The sequence below is a fragment of the Akkermansia muciniphila genome, from assembly GCF_040616545.1.
In the GTDB taxonomy this organism is placed as follows: domain Bacteria; phylum Verrucomicrobiota; class Verrucomicrobiia; order Verrucomicrobiales; family Akkermansiaceae; genus Akkermansia; species Akkermansia muciniphila_E.
Genome location: NZ_CP156688.1, coordinates 923,350 through 947,429, shown reverse-complemented (window position 1 = coordinate 947,429; position 24,080 = coordinate 923,350). Strand labels below are relative to the sequence as shown.

19 protein-coding genes are annotated in these 24,080 nt (G+C 59.3%); 5 read left to right on the top strand and 14 right to left on the bottom strand.

Annotation, left to right across the window (positions count from 1 at the left end):
• Nucleotide 1: 1 nt before the first annotated feature.
• Genes ABGM91_RS03875 through ABGM91_RS03865 form a run of 3 tightly spaced genes read right to left on the bottom strand, consistent with a single transcriptional unit; the run spans nucleotide 2 to nucleotide 3,133 of the window.
• Nucleotides 2–1,237, bottom strand: coding sequence for a hypothetical protein (locus ABGM91_RS03875; RefSeq protein WP_354833832.1), 1,236 nt, complete (start codon nucleotides 1,235–1,237; stop codon nucleotides 2–4).
• 16 nt (nucleotides 1,238–1,253) lie between these two features.
• Nucleotides 1,254–2,438 (bottom strand): HlyD family efflux transporter periplasmic adaptor subunit, encoded by a 1,185-nt coding sequence (locus ABGM91_RS03870; RefSeq protein ID WP_215426906.1) that lies wholly within the window; start codon nucleotides 2,436–2,438, stop codon nucleotides 1,254–1,256.
• Between the two features lie 14 nt (nucleotides 2,439–2,452).
• Nucleotides 2,453–3,133: a hypothetical protein gene (locus tag ABGM91_RS03865; protein ID WP_354833829.1), complete on the bottom strand. Its 681-nt coding sequence runs from the start codon at nucleotides 3,131–3,133 to the stop codon at nucleotides 2,453–2,455.
• A 189-nt stretch (nucleotides 3,134–3,322) separates the two neighbouring features.
• On the opposite strand from ABGM91_RS03865, the gene ABGM91_RS03860 reads away from it, so the two are divergent.
• The 4 genes from ABGM91_RS03860 to asnS all read left to right on the top strand — a co-directional run bounded on the left by ABGM91_RS03860 (nucleotide 3,323) and on the right by asnS (nucleotide 7,363).
• The gene (locus ABGM91_RS03860) at nucleotides 3,323–4,030 is read left to right on the top strand and encodes a hypothetical protein (protein WP_354833827.1); all 708 of its coding nucleotides are present in this window, start codon (nucleotides 3,323–3,325) and stop codon (nucleotides 4,028–4,030) included.
• Between the two features lie 38 nt (nucleotides 4,031–4,068).
• Complete coding sequence (gene trxA, locus ABGM91_RS03855; RefSeq protein WP_012419743.1) at nucleotides 4,069–4,386, top strand: thioredoxin; 318 nt, start codon at nucleotides 4,069–4,071, stop codon at nucleotides 4,384–4,386.
• Between the two features lie 220 nt (nucleotides 4,387–4,606).
• Entirely contained in the window at nucleotides 4,607–5,887 is a 1,281-nt protein-coding gene (locus ABGM91_RS03850) for a C39 family peptidase (protein ID WP_290566058.1), read from the top strand.
• Nucleotides 5,888–5,995: 108 nt separating this feature from the next.
• Complete coding sequence (gene asnS / locus ABGM91_RS03845) at nucleotides 5,996–7,363, top strand: asparagine--tRNA ligase (RefSeq protein ID WP_354834800.1); 1,368 nt, start codon at nucleotides 5,996–5,998, stop codon at nucleotides 7,361–7,363.
• A gap of 165 nt (nucleotides 7,364–7,528) precedes the next feature.
• On the opposite strand, the gene ABGM91_RS03840 is transcribed toward asnS, so the two are convergent.
• From ABGM91_RS03840 to kdsA, 10 genes are all read right to left on the bottom strand, one after another.
• Nucleotides 7,529–8,272 carry a PEP-CTERM sorting domain-containing protein gene (locus ABGM91_RS03840; RefSeq protein WP_354833822.1) on the bottom strand — a complete coding sequence of 248 codons (744 nt, stop codon included), beginning with the start codon at nucleotides 8,270–8,272 and terminating at the stop codon, nucleotides 7,529–7,531.
• Nucleotides 8,273–8,636: 364 nt separating this feature from the next.
• On the bottom strand, nucleotides 8,637–11,774 hold the full coding sequence (locus tag ABGM91_RS03835) for an autotransporter domain-containing protein (protein ID WP_354833820.1): 3,138 nt from the start codon (nucleotides 11,772–11,774) through the stop codon (nucleotides 8,637–8,639).
• Between the two features lie 877 nt (nucleotides 11,775–12,651).
• Entirely contained in the window at nucleotides 12,652–14,661 is a 2,010-nt protein-coding gene (locus tag ABGM91_RS03830; protein ID WP_215426913.1) for an ATP-dependent helicase, read from the bottom strand.
• A gap of 84 nt (nucleotides 14,662–14,745) precedes the next feature.
• Nucleotides 14,746–16,065 carry an OmpA family protein gene (locus ABGM91_RS03825; RefSeq protein ID WP_354833817.1) on the bottom strand — a complete coding sequence of 440 codons (1,320 nt, stop codon included), beginning with the start codon at nucleotides 16,063–16,065 and terminating at the stop codon, nucleotides 14,746–14,748.
• A 27-nt stretch (nucleotides 16,066–16,092) separates the two neighbouring features.
• Complete coding sequence (gene mpl, locus ABGM91_RS03820) at nucleotides 16,093–17,475, bottom strand: UDP-N-acetylmuramate:L-alanyl-gamma-D-glutamyl-meso-diaminopimelate ligase (protein WP_215426915.1); 1,383 nt, start codon at nucleotides 17,473–17,475, stop codon at nucleotides 16,093–16,095.
• Between the two features lie 24 nt (nucleotides 17,476–17,499).
• On the bottom strand, nucleotides 17,500–18,384 hold the full coding sequence (locus tag ABGM91_RS03815; RefSeq protein WP_354833815.1) for a haloacid dehalogenase-like hydrolase: 885 nt from the start codon (nucleotides 18,382–18,384) through the stop codon (nucleotides 17,500–17,502).
• A 20-nt stretch (nucleotides 18,385–18,404) separates the two neighbouring features.
• The gene (lptB, locus tag ABGM91_RS03810) at nucleotides 18,405–19,151 is read right to left on the bottom strand and encodes an LPS export ABC transporter ATP-binding protein (RefSeq protein WP_290566051.1); all 747 of its coding nucleotides are present in this window, start codon (nucleotides 19,149–19,151) and stop codon (nucleotides 18,405–18,407) included.
• Nucleotides 19,148–20,119, bottom strand: a complete 972-nt coding sequence (locus tag ABGM91_RS03805) for an LptA/OstA family protein (protein WP_354833812.1) — start codon at nucleotides 20,117–20,119, stop codon at nucleotides 19,148–19,150. Before ABGM91_RS03805 ends, lptB begins: the two co-directional genes overlap by 4 nt.
• 11 nt (nucleotides 20,120–20,130) lie before the next feature.
• Nucleotides 20,131–20,610: an LPS export ABC transporter periplasmic protein LptC gene (locus ABGM91_RS03800; protein ID WP_290566049.1), complete on the bottom strand. Its 480-nt coding sequence runs from the start codon at nucleotides 20,608–20,610 to the stop codon at nucleotides 20,131–20,133.
• Nucleotides 20,607–21,422, bottom strand: a complete 816-nt coding sequence (gene kdsA, locus ABGM91_RS03795) for a 3-deoxy-8-phosphooctulonate synthase (protein ID WP_215426920.1) — start codon at nucleotides 21,420–21,422, stop codon at nucleotides 20,607–20,609. The genes ABGM91_RS03800 and kdsA overlap by 4 nt, the downstream gene beginning before the upstream one ends.
• Nucleotides 21,423–21,745: 323 nt before the next feature.
• On the opposite strand from kdsA, the gene ABGM91_RS03790 reads away from it, so the two are divergent.
• Entirely contained in the window at nucleotides 21,746–22,474 is a 729-nt protein-coding gene (locus ABGM91_RS03790) for a CbiX/SirB N-terminal domain-containing protein (protein WP_354833809.1), read from the top strand.
• An 83-nt stretch (nucleotides 22,475–22,557) separates the two neighbouring features.
• On the opposite strand, the gene ABGM91_RS03785 is transcribed toward ABGM91_RS03790, so the two are convergent.
• Nucleotides 22,558–23,949 (bottom strand): MATE family efflux transporter, encoded by a 1,392-nt coding sequence (locus tag ABGM91_RS03785; RefSeq protein WP_354833807.1) that lies wholly within the window; start codon nucleotides 23,947–23,949, stop codon nucleotides 22,558–22,560.
• Nucleotides 23,950–24,080: the final 131 nt, after the last annotated feature.

Genomic DNA, 24,080 nt, shown 5'->3' with positions numbered 1-24,080 from the left:
TTCAGGGGGCGGGAGCCGGGCTTGGAGGGTACAGTGAATCCCGCACGCGGGAAACGGCAAACAGGGCATAGCCGGTGCCGTAGAATTTGTGGTAGTTGTACAGGGGGTAGTCCCACCAGGAACCGTCCTTTTCCTGCATGGGCAGCAGGTCGGCCGCCAGATGGGAGGCGTGGCGCTTCAGGCGTTCCGCAGGCACTTCGGAAAGACAACGGGCGGCATAATAGTAGCCGTAGTAGAAGAAGTAGCCTGCATTTTGGGCAAAGCTTTCATGCGGGATGGGCTTTTTTACGGCCAGTGAAAGCCATCCTCCGCGGCTCCAGATGCGTTCCAGGCCGTCTTCCAGCTGAAGCCTGGAAATGAAGTCCGGATCATACTGGATCAGGGCCAGATCCCCCGCCGGGGTGCGGGCCAGGCTGCCGGTGTGGCGGTTGATGGGCCTGCCGGGGTAGAAGGAGTGGGAGAAGGAATAAACGTAGCTCCCGGCGGGAGTGCGCAGTTTTTCCAGCCCGGCCACCGCCCGTTTGAGGATGCGGGGATCAGGCTTGAGGCCGAAGGCCCGTTCCGCATCCTTGTAGGCGATCAGCACCGTGGCGGTCAGGAAGGAGGTAGGTTCTCCGATAGGGCGTTTGGAGAAGGTCTGGAACGTGTAATAGCCCCAGCCGCCCTGGACGTCCGCCATCTGGTCCAGCGCTTCCACTTGCAGTGCCGCCACTTTTTTCAGTTCCGCGTACCGGGGGGAGTCTTCCGGAAGGCCCCGGGCCGCCCTGCACAGGGCGGAAAGTCCGTAGGCATGCCCCCAGACGCCGAGCACGGTGCGCGTATCTCCGCGTTTCAGGGTGGGAAGCGTGGTAAGCAGGTACTGGATAGCCTTGTCCAGAGCCGTTTTCACGGCCGGGTCTTCCTTCAGCGGGCTGGCGAGCAGACCGATGACGCACAGGGAGGTGGAGGCGGTCCTGAATGACCTGGGGCCTTCCGGGTAGGGGCAGATGACGTTCAGTCCCTTGGTGAGCGTGTGGCTTCCCCAGGAGCCGTCTTTGTTCTGGTTGCCCAGCAGGAAATCCGCCGCCTTGCGGATGGAGGCGTCCAGCTTTTCCCGGGAGGGCGGCGGAACGTCCGGCACCCTGGCGATGGGGATGGTGTCCCTTTTCTCCTTCTTTGCCGTATTTTCCGGTTGCGCGGGAGCGCAGAACGCCGTGCAGGCGCCCAGGGCGGCGAGAAGGAGGATAGCCTTGTTCATGGCGGTCCGTAGGGGCTTACGCCTGCTGGTCCTTGATCGTCACCTGGACGGGAAGGCCGGGGGCGAAGATCTGGCTGGCGGGAACCTTGGGCGTGATGATGATGCGCCGCTTGCCGTCGGCGCCCGGAATGGGGCTGGCTTCCGTGATCACGCCCGGAATCTGCATGTTCGTCACCTTGATGATGACGGTTTCCCCAACCTTGGGCGTGGCGGTGGAATCCGGCAGAGTAGCCTGAACGATCAGTTCCGAATCAGGGGGGACGATAGTGGCTATTTTATCAAAGGCTTCCAGCTTGCCGCCGGGTTTCAGTTTTTCCGCCACCGGAATGGCTACCCATTTGTCCGCCACGTAGCCGCCGTAAAGCAGGATGCCGCTTTCCGGCGCCTTGAAGGCGGCCATTTCCCGGTCCGCTTTCAGTTCATTGTACTTGTCCTGGAGGCGGCGCAGGGAAACTTCCGCTTCCGTCAGGGCTATCTTTTTCTGTTCCAGGTCAAAGTCCGCCTGTTTTTTGGCTTCCGCCAGGTCTGTCTGCTTTTCCCTGACCGCGGTGGCGTAGTCTTCCCCCAGGCGGTGGATGTTGCGCAGCTTGGCAAGTTCCGCGACGAGCTTGGCCCCCTGCACGGCAAATTCGCTTTCGCCCAGTTCGTTTTTCAGGCGCTTCAGGATGATCTCTTCCGTTTCTTCCGCCACCTGGTCGTCCTTGTACATCTTGGTGAGCTGGTTCAGCTCCTCCTGCTTGTAGGACATGTGGCGCAGGGCCCGGTTCACGCGTTCCTCCTCTTCCGCCAGCATGCGGGCCTTCCGCTTTTCCAGAAAGTCCTTCTGGTCCTCTTCCGTGCGCGTCAGGGCGGTCTGGTATTTTTGCAGGGCCATGGCGGAGCGTTCCTTCTGCTGGTCCAGGGCGTAGCGGAGTTTCAGCACTTCCAGGTTCTTGCTTTTAATGGTGCGTTCGTAGTCCTCAATGCTCCTGTCCAGAATGCGGAAGTCGGCCTGCGCCACGGATTCCCCCTTTTTCACGGAACTGCCCTGGGACATGATGCCCAGGAGGAAGATGTCTGAGGTTCCCTTGGGGGAGAAGGAAATGGACTTGGTATTCTTTTTGGGCAGCAGGATGCCCGGGGCGATGGAGTCCGCCATGGCGGGAACTCCCATGAGGAGGGCGGCCAGAAGGCCGGCGGTGGTGAGGGATATGCGCTTCATATGGAATGGTGAAATCAGGACTGGTGGGCGGAGAAGGGGACGAACCGCCCCTTCTTTCCAAGAAGAACGGTGTGAAAGGTGGTTTTCTTTCCTTTATGTGAGGCAGGCACGGCTTCCGTGCTGACTTCAAAGCCCGCTTTTTGCAGGGTGCGGGCCAGGCGGGTGTCCGGCCGGGCTATGGTGATGACCAGCAGGCCGCCCTGCTTGAGCGCGGCAAAATAGTCGGAAGCCTCTGCCACGGTCAGGTTCATGCGCTCATGCGTGGAGCGGCACAGGATGCCATGGAAGCTCTTCGGGTTCTTGCGGGCCACCTGGAGTGCGGAAGTAAATTCCACACTGACGCGGGGATCATGCAGAAAGCCGGGGCGTTCCTTGTCCAGCAACTGCTCATGCCAGTCCACGAGCTGTTTGCAGGGTTCCCCCACAATGAAGCTGGCCTTTTCCCTCTGCACCTGGTCCATCAGGGCAAACAGGGTGAATCCCAGGCCGAGGCCGTCCAGGAGAAAAGAGGGCTGGTTGGCCCTTTTTACCGGGGCTGCGGCCATGGCTGCGGCCGTTTCATTGCTTCCATGGGAAAAACTGGACGCCATCTGCATGCCGTCACGGAGAAGAAAATGAAAGCCGTCCCGTTCCCAGAGTTCAAGAAGGGAACCGTCAGGCAGGCTGGTGGAAGCTAATTTGGTAATGGGTTTCATATGAAATAATGCCGGATACACAGCGTAGGAAAGAACGCTTTTCAGGGCAAGTCCGGACAGCGTGTTTAGGATGGAATACGGTTCAATTTGAAAAAAATTGCACGGAATTCAGGCTTTGCGCATTCTTTTTCTTGATTTACGGACGGAAATAAGCGAGAGCTATCGTTCAGCACAGCTATTTTTTCCGATATGAGTAATCCACCTCCCCCCTCCATTCCGGGCGGTACTCCGCCCCCGCCCAGCATCCCGACTCCGCCGGCAGCTCCTTCCGTGCCCAGTGCACCGGCAGCTCCCGCGGCGCCTCCCGTAGCCGGCGCTCCTGCGGCTCCCGCCGCTCCGCCCGCAGCCGCTGCGCCCACCATCCCCCTGCGTCCCGCCGGACTTGGCGGCGGCATCAAGCTTGGCGGCGGGTTGAAGACGGTTGCTCTTGGTTCCGCCACCACGCCCATCGCGCCTCCTGCCGGTGCGGCCCCCGCCGCTGCTGCGCCCACCGTTCCCCTGACGCCTCCCGGCGCAGGAATGGCTACCGCCCAGCTTCCGCAGGCCACCATCGGGCTGAATACCGCTCCTGCGGCCGCTCCCGTTTCTTCCACTTCCTTTACGGCCAAGAAATTTGAAGAGGATACGCAAGCCGCCCCCAATACGCTGCTGAATGTCCTTTCCTTCGTGGCCCTGGCTTTTGCGCTGATTTTTGTTGGTTATCAATACTTCACGGATACTCTGGAATCCCGCAGCATGACGGGCTGGCTGGGCGGCGACTCCAAGCCCGCCGCCGCGGCTCCCTCCGCCGCTGATGAAGAAGCAACGGAGGATACGGCTGCTGACGAGCCTTCCGATGACGCCGCCTCCGACACAGCCGCTGACGAGTCTTCCGACAGTGCGGATGCAGAAGAATAAGTGAACGTAATCCTTGTTGAACTACTCTAAGCGGTACTATGGCAAACGTATTTTCTGAAGCAAATTTTGAGGACGAAGTTCTTAAGTCCGACATTCCTGTGCTTGTCGACTTCTGGGCTACATGGTGCGGCCCCTGCCGCATGATCGCCCCGATCATTGACCAGCTCTCCACGGAACTGGCCGGCAAGATCAAAGTGGGCAAAGTGGATGTGGACGCCAATAACGGCCTGGCCGCTACCTACGGCGTGCGTACCATCCCCACGCTCCTGATTATCAAGGATGGGGAAATCATGGACACGATGGTGGGCGCCTCTTCCAAGGACGCCATCATGCAGCGCTTGCGCCCGTTCATGTAACCGGACTGGTTATTCATTCAAGGCGGCTTGTTGCGGATTCACCGCGGCAGGCCGTTTTTTGTATAAGGGATGGGCCTGAATGATCCTGATGCGGGGAAGGGGAACGGGCGCCTTTCCTCCGGTCCGCGTGATTCCTTTTTTCTTGGCAGAACCGTCATGGGAGAATACATTGTCAGTATAAATCCCGCGCCGCGGGATAGCCCTCAACTCCTTTTCCGTGATGCGCTTCATCTCTTCAGTCCTGTCCCTTTTTTCTGCCTGCTGTCTTCTTCCCGCCGCATGGGGCGCGGGAGACATTGCGCCGGATTTGAAGTCCGGCGCGTTCTGGAATCTGCCGCAGCCGGATTTGTTCGGAAAATATTTTAACGGAGAGTCCGGAGGCTGGGTGGACAAGGGAAAAACCCAGCTGCGGATTGCGAAGCCTGCGATCAAGCTGGGAAAAATGTCCCTGGGGGAAATGCTGGTGCATTGGAAGGAGGGCGTTCCCCAGTCCATGACCATCATGATGTATAACAAGGGGGACAACGGGGCCATTGACAAGGAAGAGTTTGAAAAGCGCCTGGACCATATCCGGGAGGCCCTGACCGGGCTCACCGGAGTGCAGCCCAAGGAATACCGCGCCTCCCGCCGGGAGGCGGTGGTGAAGGTCAACGGCTGGTCCTGGAACTGGGACAAGGGAGCGATTGCCCTGGAGATCAATACGTCCAGGGAGGGCAGGGAATTTGAAGCGGAATTCATTCGGTTGAAGGCCGGCCCCACGGAGGCTTCCATCGCGCGGGGAGACACTTCCTCCCGCGCCAGGAAGGCTGACGTGAAACAGCATGTCAGGAAGGAGGGAAAACGCGTGGTGATCCATGATATTCCCATGGTGGACCAGGGGCAGAAGGGGTATTGCGTGGTGGCTACGGCAGCCCGCATTTTTGCTTATTACGGGATGGATTACGTGGACCAGCATGAACTGGCTTCCCTGGCCAATTCTTCCGCTGAAGGAGGCACCAGCACGAAGGAAATGGCGGAGAACCTGAAAAAGATCGGGGCGCGCTTCCAGATCCGGATCAAGGTGCTGGATTCCCTGACGGATGCCCGGGATTTCAGGAACCTGCTGAAAGCCTACAACCGCGCGGCGTCCAAATTGAAAAAGGAGAAGTTCGAGGATGAATATGACTGGCCCGGCTTCTGGGACAATGCGGACGGGGAAGTGCTGAAACTGGCGCGGGCCGGATCTCCGTCCCAGATGGATAAATGGCTTAATTCCATCAAGCCCTATATCTCGGCGGGCATACCCGTACTGTGGTCCGTGCAGCTTGGAGTGGTTCCGGAACCGATGCGCATTTCCCAGACGCGCGGCGGCCACCTGAGGCTCATCATCGGCTTTGATGAGGAAAAGAAGACGCTGATCTTCTCGGATTCCTGGGGAGCGGAGCACACGGAGAAGGAAATGCCTTTGGCGGACGCCATTGCCATTACGACGGGGCGGCAGGTCATGCAGCCCTCCAAGTAAAGCGGCTTTGCCTCCCCTTGTTTCCCTGGCTGGAACGCCGGATTATTCTCCGCGCGGGAAGGTAATTCTGCTGGAATGGGAAAGGAGCTGTATTATACTTGCGCCATGATCAGCAGAACATTGGTGAAGCATGCCCTGGCCAGTGAGGCGGAAATGCCGGACGTACTGATTCAGGGCTGGGTGCGGACGCGCCGCGATTCCAAGGCCTTTTCCTTTCTGGAGGTAAATGACGGCTCCTCCGTGGCTTCCCTCCAGGTGGTAGCGGATGAAGGCATTCCCGGCTATGAACGGATCGGGGAGATGACTACCGGGTCCGCCGTGAGCATCCGCGGGGCTCTCGTCGCCGGGCAGGGCAGGCAGCGCTGGGAACTGCGCGCCTCTTCCCTGGAGCTGGTGGGGACCGCCCCGGATTCCTACCCCTTGCAGAAAAAGGGGCATACGCCGGAATTCCTGCGTTCCATTGCCCATCTGCGGCCCCGCACCAACCTGTTCGGCGCCGTGTTCCGCATGCGCAGCAGGCTGGCGTTTGCCATTCACCGGTTTTTCCAGGCCAGGGACTTTTCCTGGGTCAGCACGCCCATCATTACTGCCAGCGACTGCGAGGGAGCGGGTGAAATGTTCCGCGTAACGACGCTGGAAGTGGGTGACGCCGCTTCCCGTGACGCCGCCCGTGATTTCTTCGGCAAGGCGGCATACCTCACCGTGAGCGGCCAGCTGGAAGGGGAGGCCTTTGCGTGCGCCCTGAGCAATATTTATACTTTCGGCCCCACCTTCCGGGCGGAGAACTCCAATACCACGCGCCACGCGGCGGAATTCTGGATGGTGGAGCCGGAAATGGCCTTCTGCGACCTGCACGGGGACATGGACATGGCGGAAGCGTTCATCCGCTTCCTGGTCAGCGATGCCCTGGAAAACAGCGCGGAGGAAGTAGAATTCCTGACCAGGTTTGTGGACAAGGGGCTGAAAGAGCGGCTGGAGCATGTGAAGGAAACGCCGTTTGTGCGCTGTTCCTATACGGAGGCCGTGGACATCCTTCTCAAGAGTGGAAAGGCGTTTGATTATCCCGTTTCCTGGGGCATCAACCTCCAGAGCGAGCACGAACGCTTCCTGACGGAAGAGCATTTCAAGTGCCCGGTCATCGTGTACAACTACCCGAAGGAGATCAAGCCTTTCTACATGCGCCTGAATGAGGACGGTAAGACCGTTACCGCCATGGATGTGCTGGTGCCCGGCATCGGGGAAATCGTGGGAGGGAGCCAGCGTGAAGAGAGGCTGGACATCCTGCTGGAAAACATGAACCGCATGGGCATGAATGAGGAGGCGTACCAATGGTATGCCGACCTGCGCCGTTACGGCACCGTGCCGCATGCCGGATTCGGCGCCGGGTTTGAACGCCTGCTGATGTTCATTACCGGAGTGACCAACATCCGGGACGTGCTGCCCTTTGCGCGCACTCCGCGGAACTGTGAGTTCTGACCGGAGCCGCAAACCAGCCCGTTTTTCCGTTCAGGGCGGCCCGGGGCGGAACTCTTGACGCATAAAGCGGGGGGATTTGTGTGAATTGGCTCCGCGGTAAAAGAAAACCCCGGCTTTTCCTTTCAGGAACAAGCCGGGGATAAAACCGTTTCTGCGGCAGAGAGGCTACTGCCTCTTTCTTCTTAACAGCAGGGCGCCCAGTCCCAGGAGGCTCAGCGTGGCCGTGGCGGGCTCCGGAACGGTTTCATAGTTCACGAGCACCTTCGTAACTCCGTTTTCCGTGACCTGCGTCACGGTCGCATGAACCTGGGAGTTGCTGGCGATGTTCAGGCCGCTCAGGTCCAGGTTGAGATTGCCTCCCTGCTGGGCGGTTTTGATGGAAGCCAGTTCAATGGTTCCACTTCCGGAAAGGCTGTTCATGTCCAGCGTGCCGGTGAAGGTGACGGTCTTTCCATTGGTCCAGAAGTTGGTGAGGTCCGTGGCAACCCAGGAACCGTGTTCCGCCGCTGAGAAGGTGCCGAAGTCCAGCGTAAAGTCCCGGCCCAGTCCAAAGGCGTTGGTAGATTCGAATACCAGCTGGGAATTGCCGTCCAGCTTGAAGGAATTGACGTTGAGGTCTCCTACCGTGGTGGTGCAGAGCAACGTGCTTCCGGAACCGATCTGGACCGTATTGGTGGCGCCGAAGAAGCCTTGGGCATTGGACCACGTAACGGTTCCGGCATTTTCTCCAATGACGGCGTTGTCATTGGTGCTGTGCTGCGGGTAATAGCCGTTTGGCGCACCGTTCACGGTCCAGTTATTGGAATCTCCGTAAATCCCGTTTCCTGCCGCTCCGCTCCAGACGTAAGTGGCGGCCTGGGAAATCCCCGCGGACAGGCAGCATAAAATGCAGAATGTAGATAGCTTCATGCTTAACAGATACTTTAACGAGGATACGGATAACGGATTTCCAATCCGGGGTCAATGCAAATGTTTGAAGGAAGACGGCATCAGAAAAACATATCTTTATTACAAGTTTAAAGAAAAAGGAGCCATGGGTATTTAACTAATTCATAATCCATTATCAGTGAGATATTTGTTTTCCGGCAAACTGTGAACCGGATTGGAAATCCGTAAAGCCGCTGGCCCTTTATTGGAGAATGCCGTTTTTAAAAGAAAAGATTTAATGTGCGGCGGCATGCCATATGTAAATACACGGAAAACCCTTTCCCGCACCAGGCGGGAAAGGGCCTACCATAACCAAGTAAAAGCATGCGCTGATGCGCCGTCCTACTTAGAACGTATAGCTGATAGCTCCGTTGATGCCCTGGGAGGTCAGCTTGTTGCGGGTCTCGAACTGGTAGCAGATGCGTGCGCCCCAGTTATTGGAGAAGAGCACGTCAATACCTGCATTCAGGCGGAAGGCCGTACGGCCCACGTTCACGCCGCGCACGTTCCAGGCTCCCAGGGGTCCGGTGACGTTGGACTTGGGATTCATGCGGCTCACATCCTGCGCCGCGGCCACCGTCAGGGCCGGGGTGATGGTGGTGCCGCCGTCCGTCTGGTAGGCGCGGGCGATGGTCACGCCCAACGGAATGGTCCAGTTCTGGGCGCGGGCGTGGTCAAACGTGCGGCCGTAAGGTCCGCTTTCCGAGAAGCCCTTGAGCTCGGTGGTCATGAATTCGATACCCGTGTAAGGAGTCACGAAGGCTTTGCCGAGGGCGAAGTGTTCCGTCCAGGTGGCGTACAGGCCGCCGCTGAAGGAGTCCGCATTCTCGTTGCCGTTGGCGGCGGTTCCCATGATGTAGGAATTGCCCTTGAACTTGGAACGTCCGTAGGCGCCGTAGCCGTCCAGCGTGAACTTGCTTTCCCTGAAGGGATGCATGCGTCCGTAAATCATGGCCATGAAGGAGTCCACATCATAGTCGGAGCCGAATCCGCTCTTGTCCTTGATGTCGCCGAAGCTCTGGCCGACGGCAATGCCGAGCAGGGAACCCTGGGCGGCCTTGTAGTCAATACCCACGGCATAGCCGCCTGCATTGTACTTGTAGCCGGAGATTCCTCCGCGGGCATCCTGGTCATCCCAGTTGCCCATGCCGCCTACCCAGATGTTGCCGTTGCCCTGGGCAATCGTCTTGCGGGCGATCGGGGCGCCCTTGGCGTCCACCACTTCAATGGTGGATTCCGTCTGGCGCGCCATGGACGCGGCGGACTGGATGCGGCCCAGGTCGGCGAAGCTCCTCAGGGTCCGGCTGGCGGCCCATGCGAAGTTCATCACGTTTTCACCGCTGACGGACTGAATCATGTTGGCGGCTTCATTGGGGTCCGTCACGCGCAGCAGGGTTTCATAAAACTCTGCTGCGGGAGAACCGGCGGCCACGTTCAGGCGGTTGTTTTCCAGGGCTTCGGCTACGGTGTAAACGTTGCCGTTGTAGCCGGACATGGGTCCGTCAATGCCCCTCATGGTCTGGGTGAGGGTGGTGGTGCCTTCCGTCGTTCCCGGAGCCATGGTGGTGGTCAGGAAGAGGTTGTTCAGCAGGCGTCCGGAAATGTCCGTGCCGTTCAGCGTGACGTTCACGCTTTCGGAGCCCTTCTTCAGCTGGGCGATCGGTACGGGATTGCCCGTGGCGTCGGACACCTGGATGCCCACGCGGGAATTATCCGTGAATGTGGCGGGAGTACCGAAGTCAAGCACGGAGCCGTCGCTCAGCAGCAGGGTGGAATCACCGCCGAAGGTGGCGGAAGCCCCCTTCATGGTGGAGTTCTGCGCCAGAGTCACCTGACCCGTCCGGATGTCATAAATGGTATCGTCCGTTCCCATCACGGCAGCGCCGATGGACTGGAGGGGACCGACCTTTCCGGTAGCGGCGTCCACCGTGCCGAAGGTGGCATGGCCGATAATCAGGTTGCCTTCAAGCTGCTGGTAGGTGCCTCCGAACGTGTCGGTGGCTTCGCCACTGCCATAAACGAGGGTACCTGCGCCGGTCTTCGTCATGACGGTCTGGTCAGCGGCCAGCGGGGCGGCGTCAGCTATGGGGGCGGTGGTAGGCGCGGTGGAGATGCCGTCATTGATGAAGGTATAGGCGGCGGCGTCCGTATAAACGTTGATCTGGGTGTTCTGGCCCGCATGTACGGAACCAAGGGCGCCGTTGGACGTATTGTCGGAAAGGACTGCGCCGGAACCGATGTACAGGGTCTGTCCGTCCGCCAGGTTGATGGCGGCCTTGTCAGCGTTGGTGGCGGTGTTGCCCACGACCTGAGTGCCGTCTCCGATGGAGATCTGCCCTCCCGCGGTGATGATGCCGTCAGCGGCGGTATTGCCGGTGATGACGCTGTTGTCGCCGATGGCAATATTGTCATCCGCCGTCAGCGTGGCGTTTCCCTTGACAGTGGTATTGTCGCCCAGCGTGATGCTGCCTTCGATGGTGTCCAGCTTTTCCGTGCCCACGACAGTGTTCCAGTTGCCGTCGTCATTGCTGTAGACGGTCTTGTTCAGGTCCACGGATTCCGCGGAAACGGTGGTGCCGTTCAGGACGGAGTTGTCCCCCAGGGAAACATTGCCGCCCTGGGTCTTGATGTTGATGGCTCCGGCCGTGGTTTCCCCAAGGACGATGCCGCCGGAAATGCTGTCATCCATGGAGTCGATGACGGTTTTGCTGTTCTGGTTGTGGGCCGCGTCAAATTGTTCCGTGGTCACGGTGCCGATTCCCGCCGTGGAGGTCACGTCTCCGTTCAGCGTAACTTTGGCATCCGGATCGCTGACGATCTGGCCGGTAGCGGTCACGGTGTCCTGCATGGTGACGTTATTGCCCAGAACCACGGCCTGTTCGTTGGAATCATTGTAGGTGTCGTAGGTCGTCCTGGTATAGGCCTGCCCTGAGGGGGGCGTGGCGGGGTCTACCGTGTGGGCTGCCTGGCCGGTGACGGTCACGGCTTTTTCCATGGAAACGTTGTCGCCGATGCCTACCTGTCCATTCGTGGAAGTGACGGTGGCGCCGACCGTCTTGGGATTGGCGGCGTCATTCGTGCCTTCGATGGCAATGTTCCTGCCGTCAATGGTGGTGGTGTCCGTGGCGTTCGTCACCACGATGTCATTGTCGCTTCCCAGGGGTTCGCTCAGCGTGATGTCGTTGAAGCTGACCTGACCATTAACCAGATCATAGTTGAAATTGACTAATTTGCCGCTGGCGTCCGTCATCTGGACGGTCACATTGCCCGATCCGGAGATGGCATTCAGCTGGGCCCGTTGTTCCTGGGTCAGCGTGATGTTGTCGGAACCTGCCGGCACGGTGATAGTGATGGTTGAAGCTTCGTTGGAAGCGGCAGCCTGGTTCCAGGCCGTAACGAATGTATCGGCACTGTTGGCTGTGTAGTCGGCTGCGGTAGCAACGGATAAGCTACCGAGGCAGGCGATTACCGCTGCCAGCAGCATATGTGGGAGTCTTAATTTCATGCTTTTTTTATTAGTTTAATGATTAGGTGGTTATGCGTTCGTGACAATCACGGCGCTCAAGAGATTAGATGGTTCTTATTCCGGGCCGTTCAAGGACATGACAAGGGGGAAATTGATAGAACCTGAAAATGAAATTACTTGTAGTGAATAACTTACGTATAATCTCTAAATGTGTCATTCATGACGGAGTTTTTAAGCCTGATCATGAACGATAATTCAATGAGGCATCAGGGGAATTCATTTCCAGGACAAATAAAATAATCACATTGATCATAAATGTATTACGGAGTCTTCAGGAGACTCTTTTATTCGTGCCGGGATTCTGCTGAAATAAGGGGCGTCAACATGTTCAGCGCATGAACGAAAAAAATTCGTTTTTACAGGCAACCGGGGTTGGGATGCCGTGTTTTCTCCTTCCGTGTGCGCCCGTTGAAAAAGGGCCGTATCCAAATAGGGCCAGGGTGGGAAATCCTCTTCTCTGTCAACAGGCGGCATAACATGGCCAGGGATGGATGACCTTCCAAAATTTGGAATCACTGGAACATAAGGTGGAGATGTGCAGATGGGGAAGGACTGTAGACAGGAATGGAGAGAAAACAGCTATTATATATAGTGGCGCGGATGAAGGGGTGAACCGTACCGTCATCCATGAGGCCGTGGTGCTCAAAAAACGGCGCGCCATGAAGGAATTTCCTTTTTCGGGAAAGCATGAAATAGCGCCGGTCCGGAACCGGGCGGAAGGCCTACGGCGGATTGCGTCCAGTGGCTCCTGAAACTTCCGGGGAATGCTTCCTCTTCCGCAGAGAGAATTGAAGTTCCGGCGCGTCTCCGCTTTATGGCGGCAGGGGCGGGAAATTCACTCCACCTGCCACTCTTCCACCAGGCTGGCGGGGAATTCATCCAGAAAGCGGGAGGGCATCTGCATGAAGGTGCCTCCCTGCGCGCGGCAGTTCCAGCGGGGATAGGTCAGGTAAAGCTGGTCCTTGGCGCGGGTGATGCCCACGTAGAAGAGGCGGCGTTCCTCCTCCAGCCCCGCCAGGTCTCCGTCATCAATCACGCGCTGGTGCGGGAACATGCCGTCGCACAGGCCGATCAGGAAGACCACGGACCATTCCAGCCCCTTGGCCTGGTGGATGGTGGACAGGGTGACGGCTCCTCCGGAGAGGTCCGCGGCTGCGCTTTCATCATCCGTATTGCCCAGCAGGGAAAGCTGGGAGAGGAAGTCCTCCGCGGAATCAAAGCGCTCGGAAAATCCAGCCAAGTGCAGCAGGTCCTGCCTGCGCTGGTCATAGTTCTCAAAAGCGGACTGCATGTACTCGTCATACACGGCTTCATTGATGGAAAGGAGCATGGACGCCGGTCCGGCGATTTTACCGGCAGGGGCCAGTTCGTCCAGCGTGTAGCAGAGCTGCGTCCAGCCTGTTTTGGACTTGGCCGGAACCGGAAAGTCCAGCATCAGGGCGGAGAAGGATTCCGGCGGCGTTTCCAAACGGCTTTCCGGGCACGCGGCCCAGCGTGTCCAGAGCTTCTGGGCCATGCCGGGGCCTATGCCGGGCAGCAGCATCACCATGCGGCGGAAGGAGAGTTCATCCCTGGGATTGACCACAAAGCGCATGAACGCCACCACGTCCTTGATATGGGCCTGTTCAAAAAACCTGATGCCGCTGGTGATGCGGAAGGGGATTTCCCCGCGGGTCAGTTCCATCTGCAGCTCCATGCTGTGGAAGTGGGCGCGGTAGAGCACGGCTATTTCATTGGGGTCTGTTCCTTCTTCAATGAGGTCCCGGATGCGCTGGGCAATGAATTTGGCCTGCATCCTGTCGTCATTGAGCGGGACGAGGGCGGGCGGCATTTCTCCGGTAGGGCGCACGGAGCGGAGCTGCTTTTCAATCTGCACCTCGTTGGCGGCGATGGCGGCGTTGGAAAGCTCCAGAATCTCCGGCACGCTGCGGTAGTTGGTTTCTATCTTGAAGGTTTTTGCGGCCGGGTAGCGGGTGGTGAAGCTGAGGATGTTCTCCATGTCCGCCCCGCGCCAGGAGTAAATGCTCTGGGCGTCGTCCCCCACGACCATGAGCTGGCCGTGCTCCCGGGACAGCATGTCGATGAAGCGGCTCTGGAGGTAATTGGTGTCCTGGTATTCGTCCACCAGGATGTGCTGGAAGCGGGAGCCGTACAGGGCGCGCAGGTGTTCCTGCTCCTGGAAGAGCCTCACGACGTTGAGCAGCAGGTCGTCAAAGTCCATGCTATTGGTCTCCTGCTTGCGCGCCACGTACTGTTCGTGCACGTCCAGGATGGCGTCCAGGTGGTTGGAAAGGTATGGATAGGCGTTTTCCAGCGTTTCCTGGATATTGGCGCCTTCGTTGTCCGCCAGGCTGAACAGGGAGGAAAGAACCTCCGCCTTGGGGAAGCGGGTGGATTTTTCATCCAGCTTGAGGGATTTGACCACGCTTTTGATCATGGATTTGCGGTCGTCGGAATCCATGATGGTGAAAGCCGGGGTATAGCCCAGGTATTCCGCATGCTGGCGCAGGATGCGGTTGGCTATGGAATGGAAGGTGCCGCTCCACAGGCGGGACAGGTCCAGCGGAATCAGGGAGCGCACCCGCTCCGTCATTTCCCGCGCCGCCTTGTTGGTGAAGGTCAGCAGCAGGATGTTCCACGGGTCCGTGCCATGGTCCAGAAGCCAAGCCACGCGGTAGGTCAGCGTACGCGTTTTTCCGGAACCCGCCCCCGCAATGACGAGCGCCGCCCCCGGTTCCGAAGAAACGGCGGCGTACTGTTCTTCATTGAGGGCCGTGCGGTAGTCAATCCCTGAGATGGGCGCGGCTGGCGCGGCATCCTGCTTGATGACGTAACGGCGGGCCATGGCGTTTCAGTTAATAGTTAATAGAGAATAGTTAATGGAATTGGCCGAAAAACTTTTCTCTCCACTCTCCACTCTAATCACTCTTTAAAAGTCCAGGTACATTTCCGCGCGGCGGTTTTCCTTGCGGGCTTCGTCCCGCGCTCCTTCGTCCGCCGTGGGGGAATAGGTGCGGCGCGGCTGTGATTTGCCGAATCCCTTTGTAACGATTCTTTCCGCAGGCACGCCGAATTGGACGAGCTGGGCCTTGACCGCCGCCGCCCGGCGTTCGGAGAGGCCCTGATTGTAGCGTTCGCTGCCCACGTCATCCGTGTGCCCGCTGATTTCCAGCTTCTTGCCGCCGTCCATCTTGATGGCTTCCGCCACGATCTGGAGCTGGCGTTCGGAACGCTTGGAGAGGGCATCTTCATTAAAGCCGAAGAACAGGGCCAGGGAATCCCCTCCCTGCGGGTTCTTTACGATGGGAATGAAGATGTCGTCCCCGGCGCCCTGCCGTTTGGTATAGGCTTCCAGCATGCTGTCCAGGGACGCTTCCGCAACCAGCCATTGTTCATCCTTCTTGGCTACGGTCAGGCCCACGTTGCCGGCTTTCCGGCCCTGGGCGTCCTGAAGATGCACGAAGAACCCGGCGTTGGTGGGCGCCTCATAGGCGGTCTTGATGGGGGCATCCTCCCGGAGTCGGAAGGCCCCTTCCTCAAACAGGATGCACAGCCCGGCCACGGTGGCGTCCTGCACCCTGGCTCCGTCCACGAATTTCCGCGCCGTGCGGAAGTCCGCCTTGGCGACGGCGTCCATGAAGGAGCTGACGACGCCCATGGGATCATTCATGGCCATGGGGGCGGCCTTGTCCTTGGCCAGGTCCTGCTTGCTGGGCAGGGTGAGGGTGTCCAGCGTCCACTGCTGCTTGTCATTGCGCTTCATGTCCAAGTAGCCACGCGCGCCGCTGCTGAAATTGAGCGTGTATCTGGCCGTAGGGTTGGCTCCCTGGTTGTTGGCGCCGATGCTGGTGATGCCGGGAGTGGAAAGGCGCACGTGGCGCGCATCCATGAGCTCCCGGATGGTGCGGCTCTGGGCTTCCGTGACGGCCTGCTGGATTTCCAGGGATTTCAGGGTGTCCACGTCCCTGTCCTGGATGACCTTGGCAATGGCCTGGGCCAGCGTCTGGGGGGAATTGAGGTTGACCACGGAGGACGGCGTGGCCGTCTGCTGGCTGATGTCCTCCTTGGTAAGCGGGTCCACGGTGGGCTGGGGCGTCACCGTCTGGCGCGCCGGAACTTCCGTTTGCGCCGCGGGTTCCGTGGCGGCTGGCTCGTCCTCCCGGTTGCCCAGGAACAGGAAGACCAGGGCCAGGCTGCCCACGACCAGGAAGCTGATGATGAAGGCGGTGATGGTGGATGCGTTTTTCATTGGAGATGAATAATGTGGGAAAAAGGGTCAGGCGTTCAGGGCTTCCAGCAGTTTGGCGTGAATTCCGTCAAAACCGCCGTTGCTCATTACCAGAATAACGTCTCCCGGCTGGGCTTTCTTGCAGACGGCGGAGACGATTTCCTGCGCATGGCCTCCAATGAGAGCGTCCTTGCCCAGCGCGGACAGGTCATTGGAGAGCTTGGTGAGGTCCAGGCGCTCTTCCAGGGCCACCTTGTCCGGGTGGTCCACGGCGGCCACCACGGGGAAATCCGCCGTGGCGAGGGACAGCGCCAGTTCATTCTGGAAGATGTTGCGGCGCGTGGTGTTGGAGCGCGGTTCAAAGATGGCCCAGATGCGTGAGTCCGGGTAACGCTGGCGCAGTCCCAGGATGGCCTGCCTGATGGCTGTGGGGTGGTGCGCGAAGTCGTCCACCACGGAAATGCCGTTAACCACGCCCTTGACTTCCTGGCGGCGCGCCACGCCCTCAAAGCGGGCCATGGAGTCCGCGAGCTGCTTGACGTTCAGGCCCGCGAACTGCGCGGCGGTGATCGCCATGGCGGCATTGCGGATGTTGAATTCCCCGATCATCGGCACATAGTACCGGGTGCCTTCCAGCGTGAAATGGCTTCCGTCCGTGGAAGTTTCCACGTCCAGGATGCGGATATTGGAGGAGTCGGAAAAGCCCAGCGTCTTGACGGGGCAGGGCGCCCCCTTCACCACGTCCAGGCAGTTGGGATCGTCCGCGTTCACCAGAGCCAGGCCGTTGCGGGGGATGATCTTGGTCAGGCGGCGGAAGCTCAGCTTGATTTCCTCCAGGGAGTTGTAAATGTCCGCGTGGTCAAACTCAATGTTGTTGATGACCACCAGTTCCGGCAGGTAGTGCAGGAACTTGGAGCGTTTGTCGAAAAAGGCCGTGTCGTACTCGTCCCCTTCCAGCACGGAAAAGTCGGAATCCGTAAAGCGGCCGCCGCGGCCCAGGTTGCGGGCAATGCCGCCGATCATGAAGCTGGGGTTCAGGCCGGAGTCTTCCATGAGCCACGCCAGCATGGACGTGGTGGTGGTTTTGCCGTGGGTGCCGGTCACCACGTAGTTGCGCTTGCCGCGCAGGAAATATTCCTTCATCGTTTCCGGCAGGGAGAGGTAGCGCAGGCGGCGCTGGAGCACGGCTTCCACCTCCTCATTGCCGCGGCTCATGGCGTTGCCGATGACGATGACGTCCGCATCCTTGGGGATGTTGGCCGCCTTGTAGCCTTCAAACAGGGTGATGCCCTCTTCCTCCAAGAAGGTGGACATGGGGGGATATACGTTGGCGTCCGACCCGGTGACGGTGTAGCCGCGGCGCGCCATGGCGGCGGCTACCGCCCCCATGGCGGTTCCGCAGATGCCGAGAAAGTGAAAATGATTGTTCATGACGGGGAGAGGAATGGAACAGGTTTATTTGGAAAAGGAGGGAGCCGCCACGCAGGAATCCGCCAGGGCGCGGTCCCGGCGGCGCACGATGCCGTTGGCGATGTCCGTAACCATGCCGGACAGAACGCGGGTAAGGTGGCTTCCGGGCGTGTAGTCCGCCGGGGCGATGAAGTTGACGCGGTCGGAATTGGAGGCCAGGTTGTAGCACTTGCGGAAGCTGCGGCCCGTTTCATCCTCCGGGTTGTAAACGGCCACGGCATGGCCGCCGTTCCTGCGCATGACGGTGAAGCAGGGAACGTCCGTGGGGCCGTCGCCGATGTAAATCATGTTGGCGAAGGGGATAGGGCGCATGTCTTCCGGCATGTGGTCGTTCACGTCCTGGTCGTAATCCAGCATGCCCTTGTTGATGCGGAAGAGGTACTGGGTCTTCGTGGTGTGGGAGATGACCCTTTTGGGAAAGTTGATGTGCCCGTCCATCTCGCTGAACTCGCAGCCGAACACGGCCTTGAAGTAGGGGCGCAGGGCGGAGCCGTCAATCAGGGCTTTCAGGCCGGAGGAGATGATGTAGTATTCAATGTTGATACCCAGGTCCGTATGAAGGGAGGAGAGGGTCATGGCCGGGAAGGCGTCAAAAAACTCCGGCAGGCCGGGATAAAAAGTGAGACGTTCACCGAGCTGGGTGAGCCGGGCATTGCTCACGCGGTCCAGGGAGAGGGCGTCCAGCAGGCTTTTCATGTAAATCAGTTCACCGTCCCAGCCTTCCTTTTCCCCGGTGGCGTTGCACTGGGTCCAGAACTCCTGCGGGGAGATGCCGAATTCCGGGAAAATGGCCTGGTCCTGCATGTAGAAAGGGCTCAGGGTCTGGTCATAGTCGAACACCAGGGCGATTGTATTCTGCGGGGAGGACATGGGACTGGCGGAAGGAGGTGTTACATGCGGAACTGGTCGCCCAGGTACTGCTTGCGGGCGATGGGGTCACTGGCGATTTCCTCTGAAGTGCCGTGCTTGATCACTTTCCCTTCAAACAGGATGTAGGCGCGGTCCACGATGTGGAGGGTTTCCCGCACGTTGTGGTCCGTGATCAGGATGGAAAGGCCGTCCGTGTCCCGCAGTTCCATGACGATCTTCTGGATGTCTGAAACGGCAATGGGGTCCACCCCGCTGAACGGCTCGTCCAGCATCAGCAGCTTTGGATTGGTGGCGAGGGCGCGGGCGATGGTCAGCCGCCTCTTTTCCCCGCCGGAAAGCTGGATGGCCATGGAGCGGCGCAGCTTGGTGATGCCGAAGCGGTCCATCAGCTCCACGGCGCGGTCCTTCTGCTGGCGGGAGGTCATGTCCTTGCGGGTCTGGAGAATGGCCAGGAGGTTGTCTTCCACGGAAAGCTTGCGGAAGATGGATTCCTCCTGCGGCAGGTAGCCCATGCCGCGCCTGGCGCGCAGGTTCATGGGCAGTTCCGTGATATTCTCATCCGCAAAAATGACGCGTCCCTCATCCGGGCGCACGAGGCCGGCCACCATGTAAAAGGAGGTGGTTTTTCCCGCGCCGTTGGGTCCCAGCAGGCCCACGATTTCGCCGTGGCCCACCTTCAGGCTGACCTGGTCCACGACCGTGCGCGTCTTATAGGTTTTGCAGATGCCTTCGGCGCTCAGCAAAGGGGAGGAGTGGAAGGAACTCACGACTTGCGGTTGGTTTTCTGTTTTTCCTGGTCGGAAAGTTTTTTATCTATGTGGCGGAACGTGGTCTTGGTTCCCCGGCTGCTGTACATGTTTCCGTTTGAGTACACGCGGATGAAGGCGTTCTTGTTCGGATTCTTGATGATGGCGTCCGGCGTGATGATCACCGGGGAGCCTGTCAGGATGATTTCCCCGGTTTTGGCGTTATAAGTGATCTTGTCCGCCTGGGCATTGCTGGTTTCCCCTTCCTTATTGGTATAGCTGGCTCTCACGTTGCCGGAAGCCGCGACGGTTTTAATGGAGTTATAGTCAAAGTTGCCGCCGTTGGGGAGGGCCACCTGGGGCTTCTCTCCCTCTTTTTCTCCGGCTTTTTCCTTTTCCTTCTCCTGCTTGCGTTCGGAAGGCTTTTTGTCGCCCGGCTTTTTGGGAACGAACTCCGCATAAATCTTCAGGTGGTCCGCGCAGTCCATGGAAAGGTTGGGGTTGCGCACCCGGACGTTTTTCATGAACACCAGCACGCCTTCTTCCATGTCAAAGTACAGGTCCCCGTCACAATCCACGGAGTACAGGTTGTTTGCGGAGTTGGAGCGCATGAAGCTTTCTTCCGGATCGGGCGCAGCGGGGGCGGTTTCCGCTGCCGGGGCGGCGGAATTGCCGGTGACTTGGTGCTTTTGCCGGAACTCCTGGATCTGCCCGTCAACGGCCTTTTCCTGCTCATTGTAGGTGTTGATCGCCTTCTCCCCGTCTTCCTTCAGGTGCGCAGCCGGAACGGGGGCCAGCTCCTGGTTTCTCCGGGCGGTTTCTTCCGCCGTCATGGGGCGCACGATGTTGGAGGGAGGAGTCAGGGGCGGTTCCAGGCGGGGATCCAGTTCCTTAGGCAGGGGCTGGACGATGTGGGCCGGGACGCCGTCAGTGGCGCCGCAGGCAAGGCCCCCGGTCAGGGCGAGCAGCAGGGAGGAAAGTTTCTTCATGAAAGTAATGGTTACTTGTTGCGGTGATCCGTGCGGATGGTTGTTTGGACGGGGCCCAGGATGATGCCTCTCTTGATATCGGTATCCAGGTAAAGGCCGGTTCCCCGGGCGGAGATATTCTCTTCCTTGAGAGTGGTTTCCGTACGGGAGACAACCAGTTTTTTGTCCAGAAAGTAGGACGCGGCCCTGGTGAAAAGCCGGGAAGTCTGGCTGTCCTTCCCGTACAGGTAAATATTCAGGATGCTGGCTGCGATTTCCTGCGGGGCGGCTACCGTCACGCTTGACGCGGTCAGCAGCATGGAAAGGCGCGGGCCTTCATAACGTGACAGGCTCACCTTGGGCAGTACCTTGCCCACGGGCAGGAGCTCCAGCATAGGCAACTTCTTGTCCACCCCGGCGAAAGGCGTGGCTGCGGGCAGGCTGGTATCCGCCTGCGCCGCCATGCCGTGCATGGCCGTCGCCAGAATGCATGTGGACAATAATTTCATCATGACTGAACCGCCTGATGGATGGACTGAAGGCGTTTCAGCACTCCTTCAAGCAGGTGGAGGGGGATTTGGTTGGGACCGTCGGAAAGCGCTTTGGACGGATCCTTGTGCACTTCCATGAACACGCCGTCAATGCTGCCCGTCGCCATGGCGGCGGACGCCAGCACAGGGGCCAGCTCACTGTCCCCTCCCGTGGTTCCGCCCAGGCCGCCGGGCCGCTGGACTGCGTGGGTGGCGTCAAATACGACGGGGAAGCCTTCCTGCTTCATCCAGTACAGGGAGCGCATGTCCACCACCAGATTGTTGTAGCCGAAGGAGGTGCCGCGTTCGCACATCATGAACTTGTCACAGCCGAAGGCGCGCATCTTTTCCCCGATGTTCACGGTATCCCACGGAGCCAGGAACTGGCCTTTCTTGATATTCACGGGGCGCCCGCTCTTGGCGCAGGCTTCCAGAAGGTCCGTCTGGCGGCACAGGAAGGCGGGAATTTGGAGCAGGTCCACATATTCGGCGGCAACTTCCGCTTCCTGGGCCGTATGCACGTCCGTGACCACGGGAATTTTTAATTCCTTCCCTATTTCTGACAGGATGCGGCAGCCTTCCCGGACGCCGGGACCCCGGAAAGAGGTGATGGAAGTCCTGTTGGCCTTGTCGTAGGAGGCCTTGAAGATAAGGGGAATATCCAGGTTTTCCGCGATGGACTTGATGGAGCGGGCCATCTCCCAGACGAAGGATTCGCATTCCAGGGAGCAGGGGCCCAGAAGGTAGAACGGCCGGGGGCCGCCGATTTCAACGGATTGAATATAAAACGACATAAAACAAAACCTGTATGTCTTTATATTATGACGGTTTCAAGACCTCCGGTCAAGCCGCTATCCTGCCTCCGGCGGAGATTGGAAAGGAGGGTTGCATTTTATCCGGAACATTTCTTTTAAAAATTTATAACACAATAATTGACAGCATGATAAGTTGATTTTTTATTCCATTTTCCGGAGGTTGGAAACCCATCAATGGAAAAGACGGTTATGGTATTGCCGTAATCCGGAGTTTCTGTTACAAACGGCAGGCATGCGCTGCCCGGCGTCTCCGGACGGGGAGAGATGCTGAACGCCGCTTCCCCTCCGGGGTCTTACTTGACATGCCCAGAAAGATTTACACGTTATACGTCTCCTATGATGAGGCGGGGGCCGAACTGCGGCAGCATCTGGCCGATGGCCTCCGGGCGCGGAGCCCGAACCATGCTCCCGTTTGGCAGGCTTCCTTCAGGGACATGGAAGCGGCTGACCTGCCGCCGGGCGACGGAGTGGTCCGGGTTTATCCGCTTTTTATGCAGAGCGGCTGGACGGTGACGGAGGCGCTCCCGGAAAAATTGCGTGCCCTGTATGCGGAACGCGGCCTATCCCCGGAATTGGAATTCAAGCCGGTCTGGGGGGCCGGAGAAGGTGTGGAAAACTTCCACGGCGTTATTGGTGCCGCCCTCGCGAAGGAGCTGGAGCCGGGTACGTCCCTGCTGCTTGTGGCGCATGGGGTGGTGGGGAAGGAACTGCCCCCGGAGCCGGCCGGATTTCTGCGGGCGCTCCGCCCCTGGTTGCAGCCGCAGGTGAAGGACATGGCTCTGGCGTATTTCGGCGCTTCCCCCTCCGTGGAGGAGGTGCTTCCACGATTGAAAGGGAACAGGATCGTAGTGCTGCCGTTCCTGATTGGGGAAGGAAAGCATGTGAGGGAGGACATGCCTTCTCCGGAACTGGCGGCAAAGTTTGGCAAGGAACTTACGGTTTTACCTCCCATTGGCGCGTTTTATTTGCAGAAGGCGCGGGAATACTGGGGAAGGGAACATTCCGGGTTTTCCGCAAGGGCCTGTGATTGACCCATGCGGGGGGGCTCCATGACGGCTTTCCTTTTCTTCCGCTGGTGCATCGGTTCCCGGGGCAAGGCCGGAAAACGCTGCCGTTACACGGCCTGCCGGACGGCTTCCGGTTCTTCCTCACAACATGGCGGAAAGGTCTGCTTCATGGACCGCATCATCTTTCTGCTGGTGAAGTAATAGGCGATGGCGAGCGGCACGCAGGAGCCTATCCAGGCGGCGGGGCTCGCCATGCTGGCGCCCGTAAAGCCCAGGTAGCGCGCCAGGATGATCGCGGCCAGGGCGCGCATGCACAGCTCCATGACGCCCGCGAAGGTGGGCACAACGCTCTGGCCCAGCCCCTGAAGCGTATACCGGAAGACGAAGAGGAGCGCCAGTACCCAGTACATGGAGGCGTTGATGTTCAGGTAGGTCTGGGCCAGGCTGACGACTTCCTTTTCGCCGTCTCCCACGAACAGCCTGATCAGTTCAGGCCCCCAGGCAATGTTGACGGCCGCTACGGCGATGCTGAACCCCACGGACATCAGATTGCACTGGAGAACGCCCTGCCGGATGCGCGCCAGGTTCCTGGCTCCGTAATTCTGCGCCACGTACGTAGCCATCGTGATGCCGAAGGACATCATGGGCAGCGTGGCTACCATGTCAATTTTCTGGGCCGCGCTGAAAGCGGCCACCGACTGCGCCCCCAGCCGGTTGAGGGCAAACTGCACCAGAATGGCCCCCATGGCGATGATGGAGGCCTGGAACCCCATGGGAAGGGCCACGCGGATGTGGGCCCAGAGGTAGCGGCGGCTCATGTTCCAGTCCGCCCGGGTCAGCCGGAGAATGGGGAACTTTTTAAAGACGTAAGCGGCACAGCACAGCCCCGCAACGAGCTGGGAGACTACGGTGGCGACGGCCGCGCCCGCAGGCCCCATGCCGAACCGCAGGATCAGCGCCAGGTCCAGCGCGATGTTCAGCACGCAGGCCAGAACCAGGAAATAAAGGGGCGTCCGGCTGTCCCCCAGGGCGCGTAGCACGTTGGAAAGGAGGTTGAACAGCATGGCCGCGCCGATGCCCCAGGAGATGACGATAATATAGGCATGGGCCGCATCCAGGATTTCCGGCGGCGTTTGCAGCAGTTCCAGCACCGGACGGGCAAAGACGACGCTGACAGCCGTCAGCAGGACGGTCATGACGGAGCTCAGGACGATGCAGACGGCAAAGCTGCGCCGCACCGCACGCCTGCGTCCGGCGCCGAAGCGCTGTGCCGTGATGATGGCCAGCCCCGCCGTAAACCCGATGACGAAGCCGAGGATGAAGAACATCAGCCCTCCCGTGCAGCCTACCGCCGCCAGCGCCTCCACGCCCAGCGTGCGGCCCACGATCAGGGTGTCCGCCATGTTGTAAAACTGCTGGAACAGATTGCCGATCAGCAGGGGTATGGTAAACAGGAAAATCAATTTGGCGGGATTGCCGCTTGTCAGGGTCTTGGTCATCCGGAACGCCCGCATGGAACGCCTCTTCCGCATTTTTTCCAAGACTGTTTTGCGGCATGTTCCTGTTTTTTGTACGATAAGGGTCCGGCGGAATATGAAAGACTGTGCCGGAGGCCTCCTTCAGGCTATCT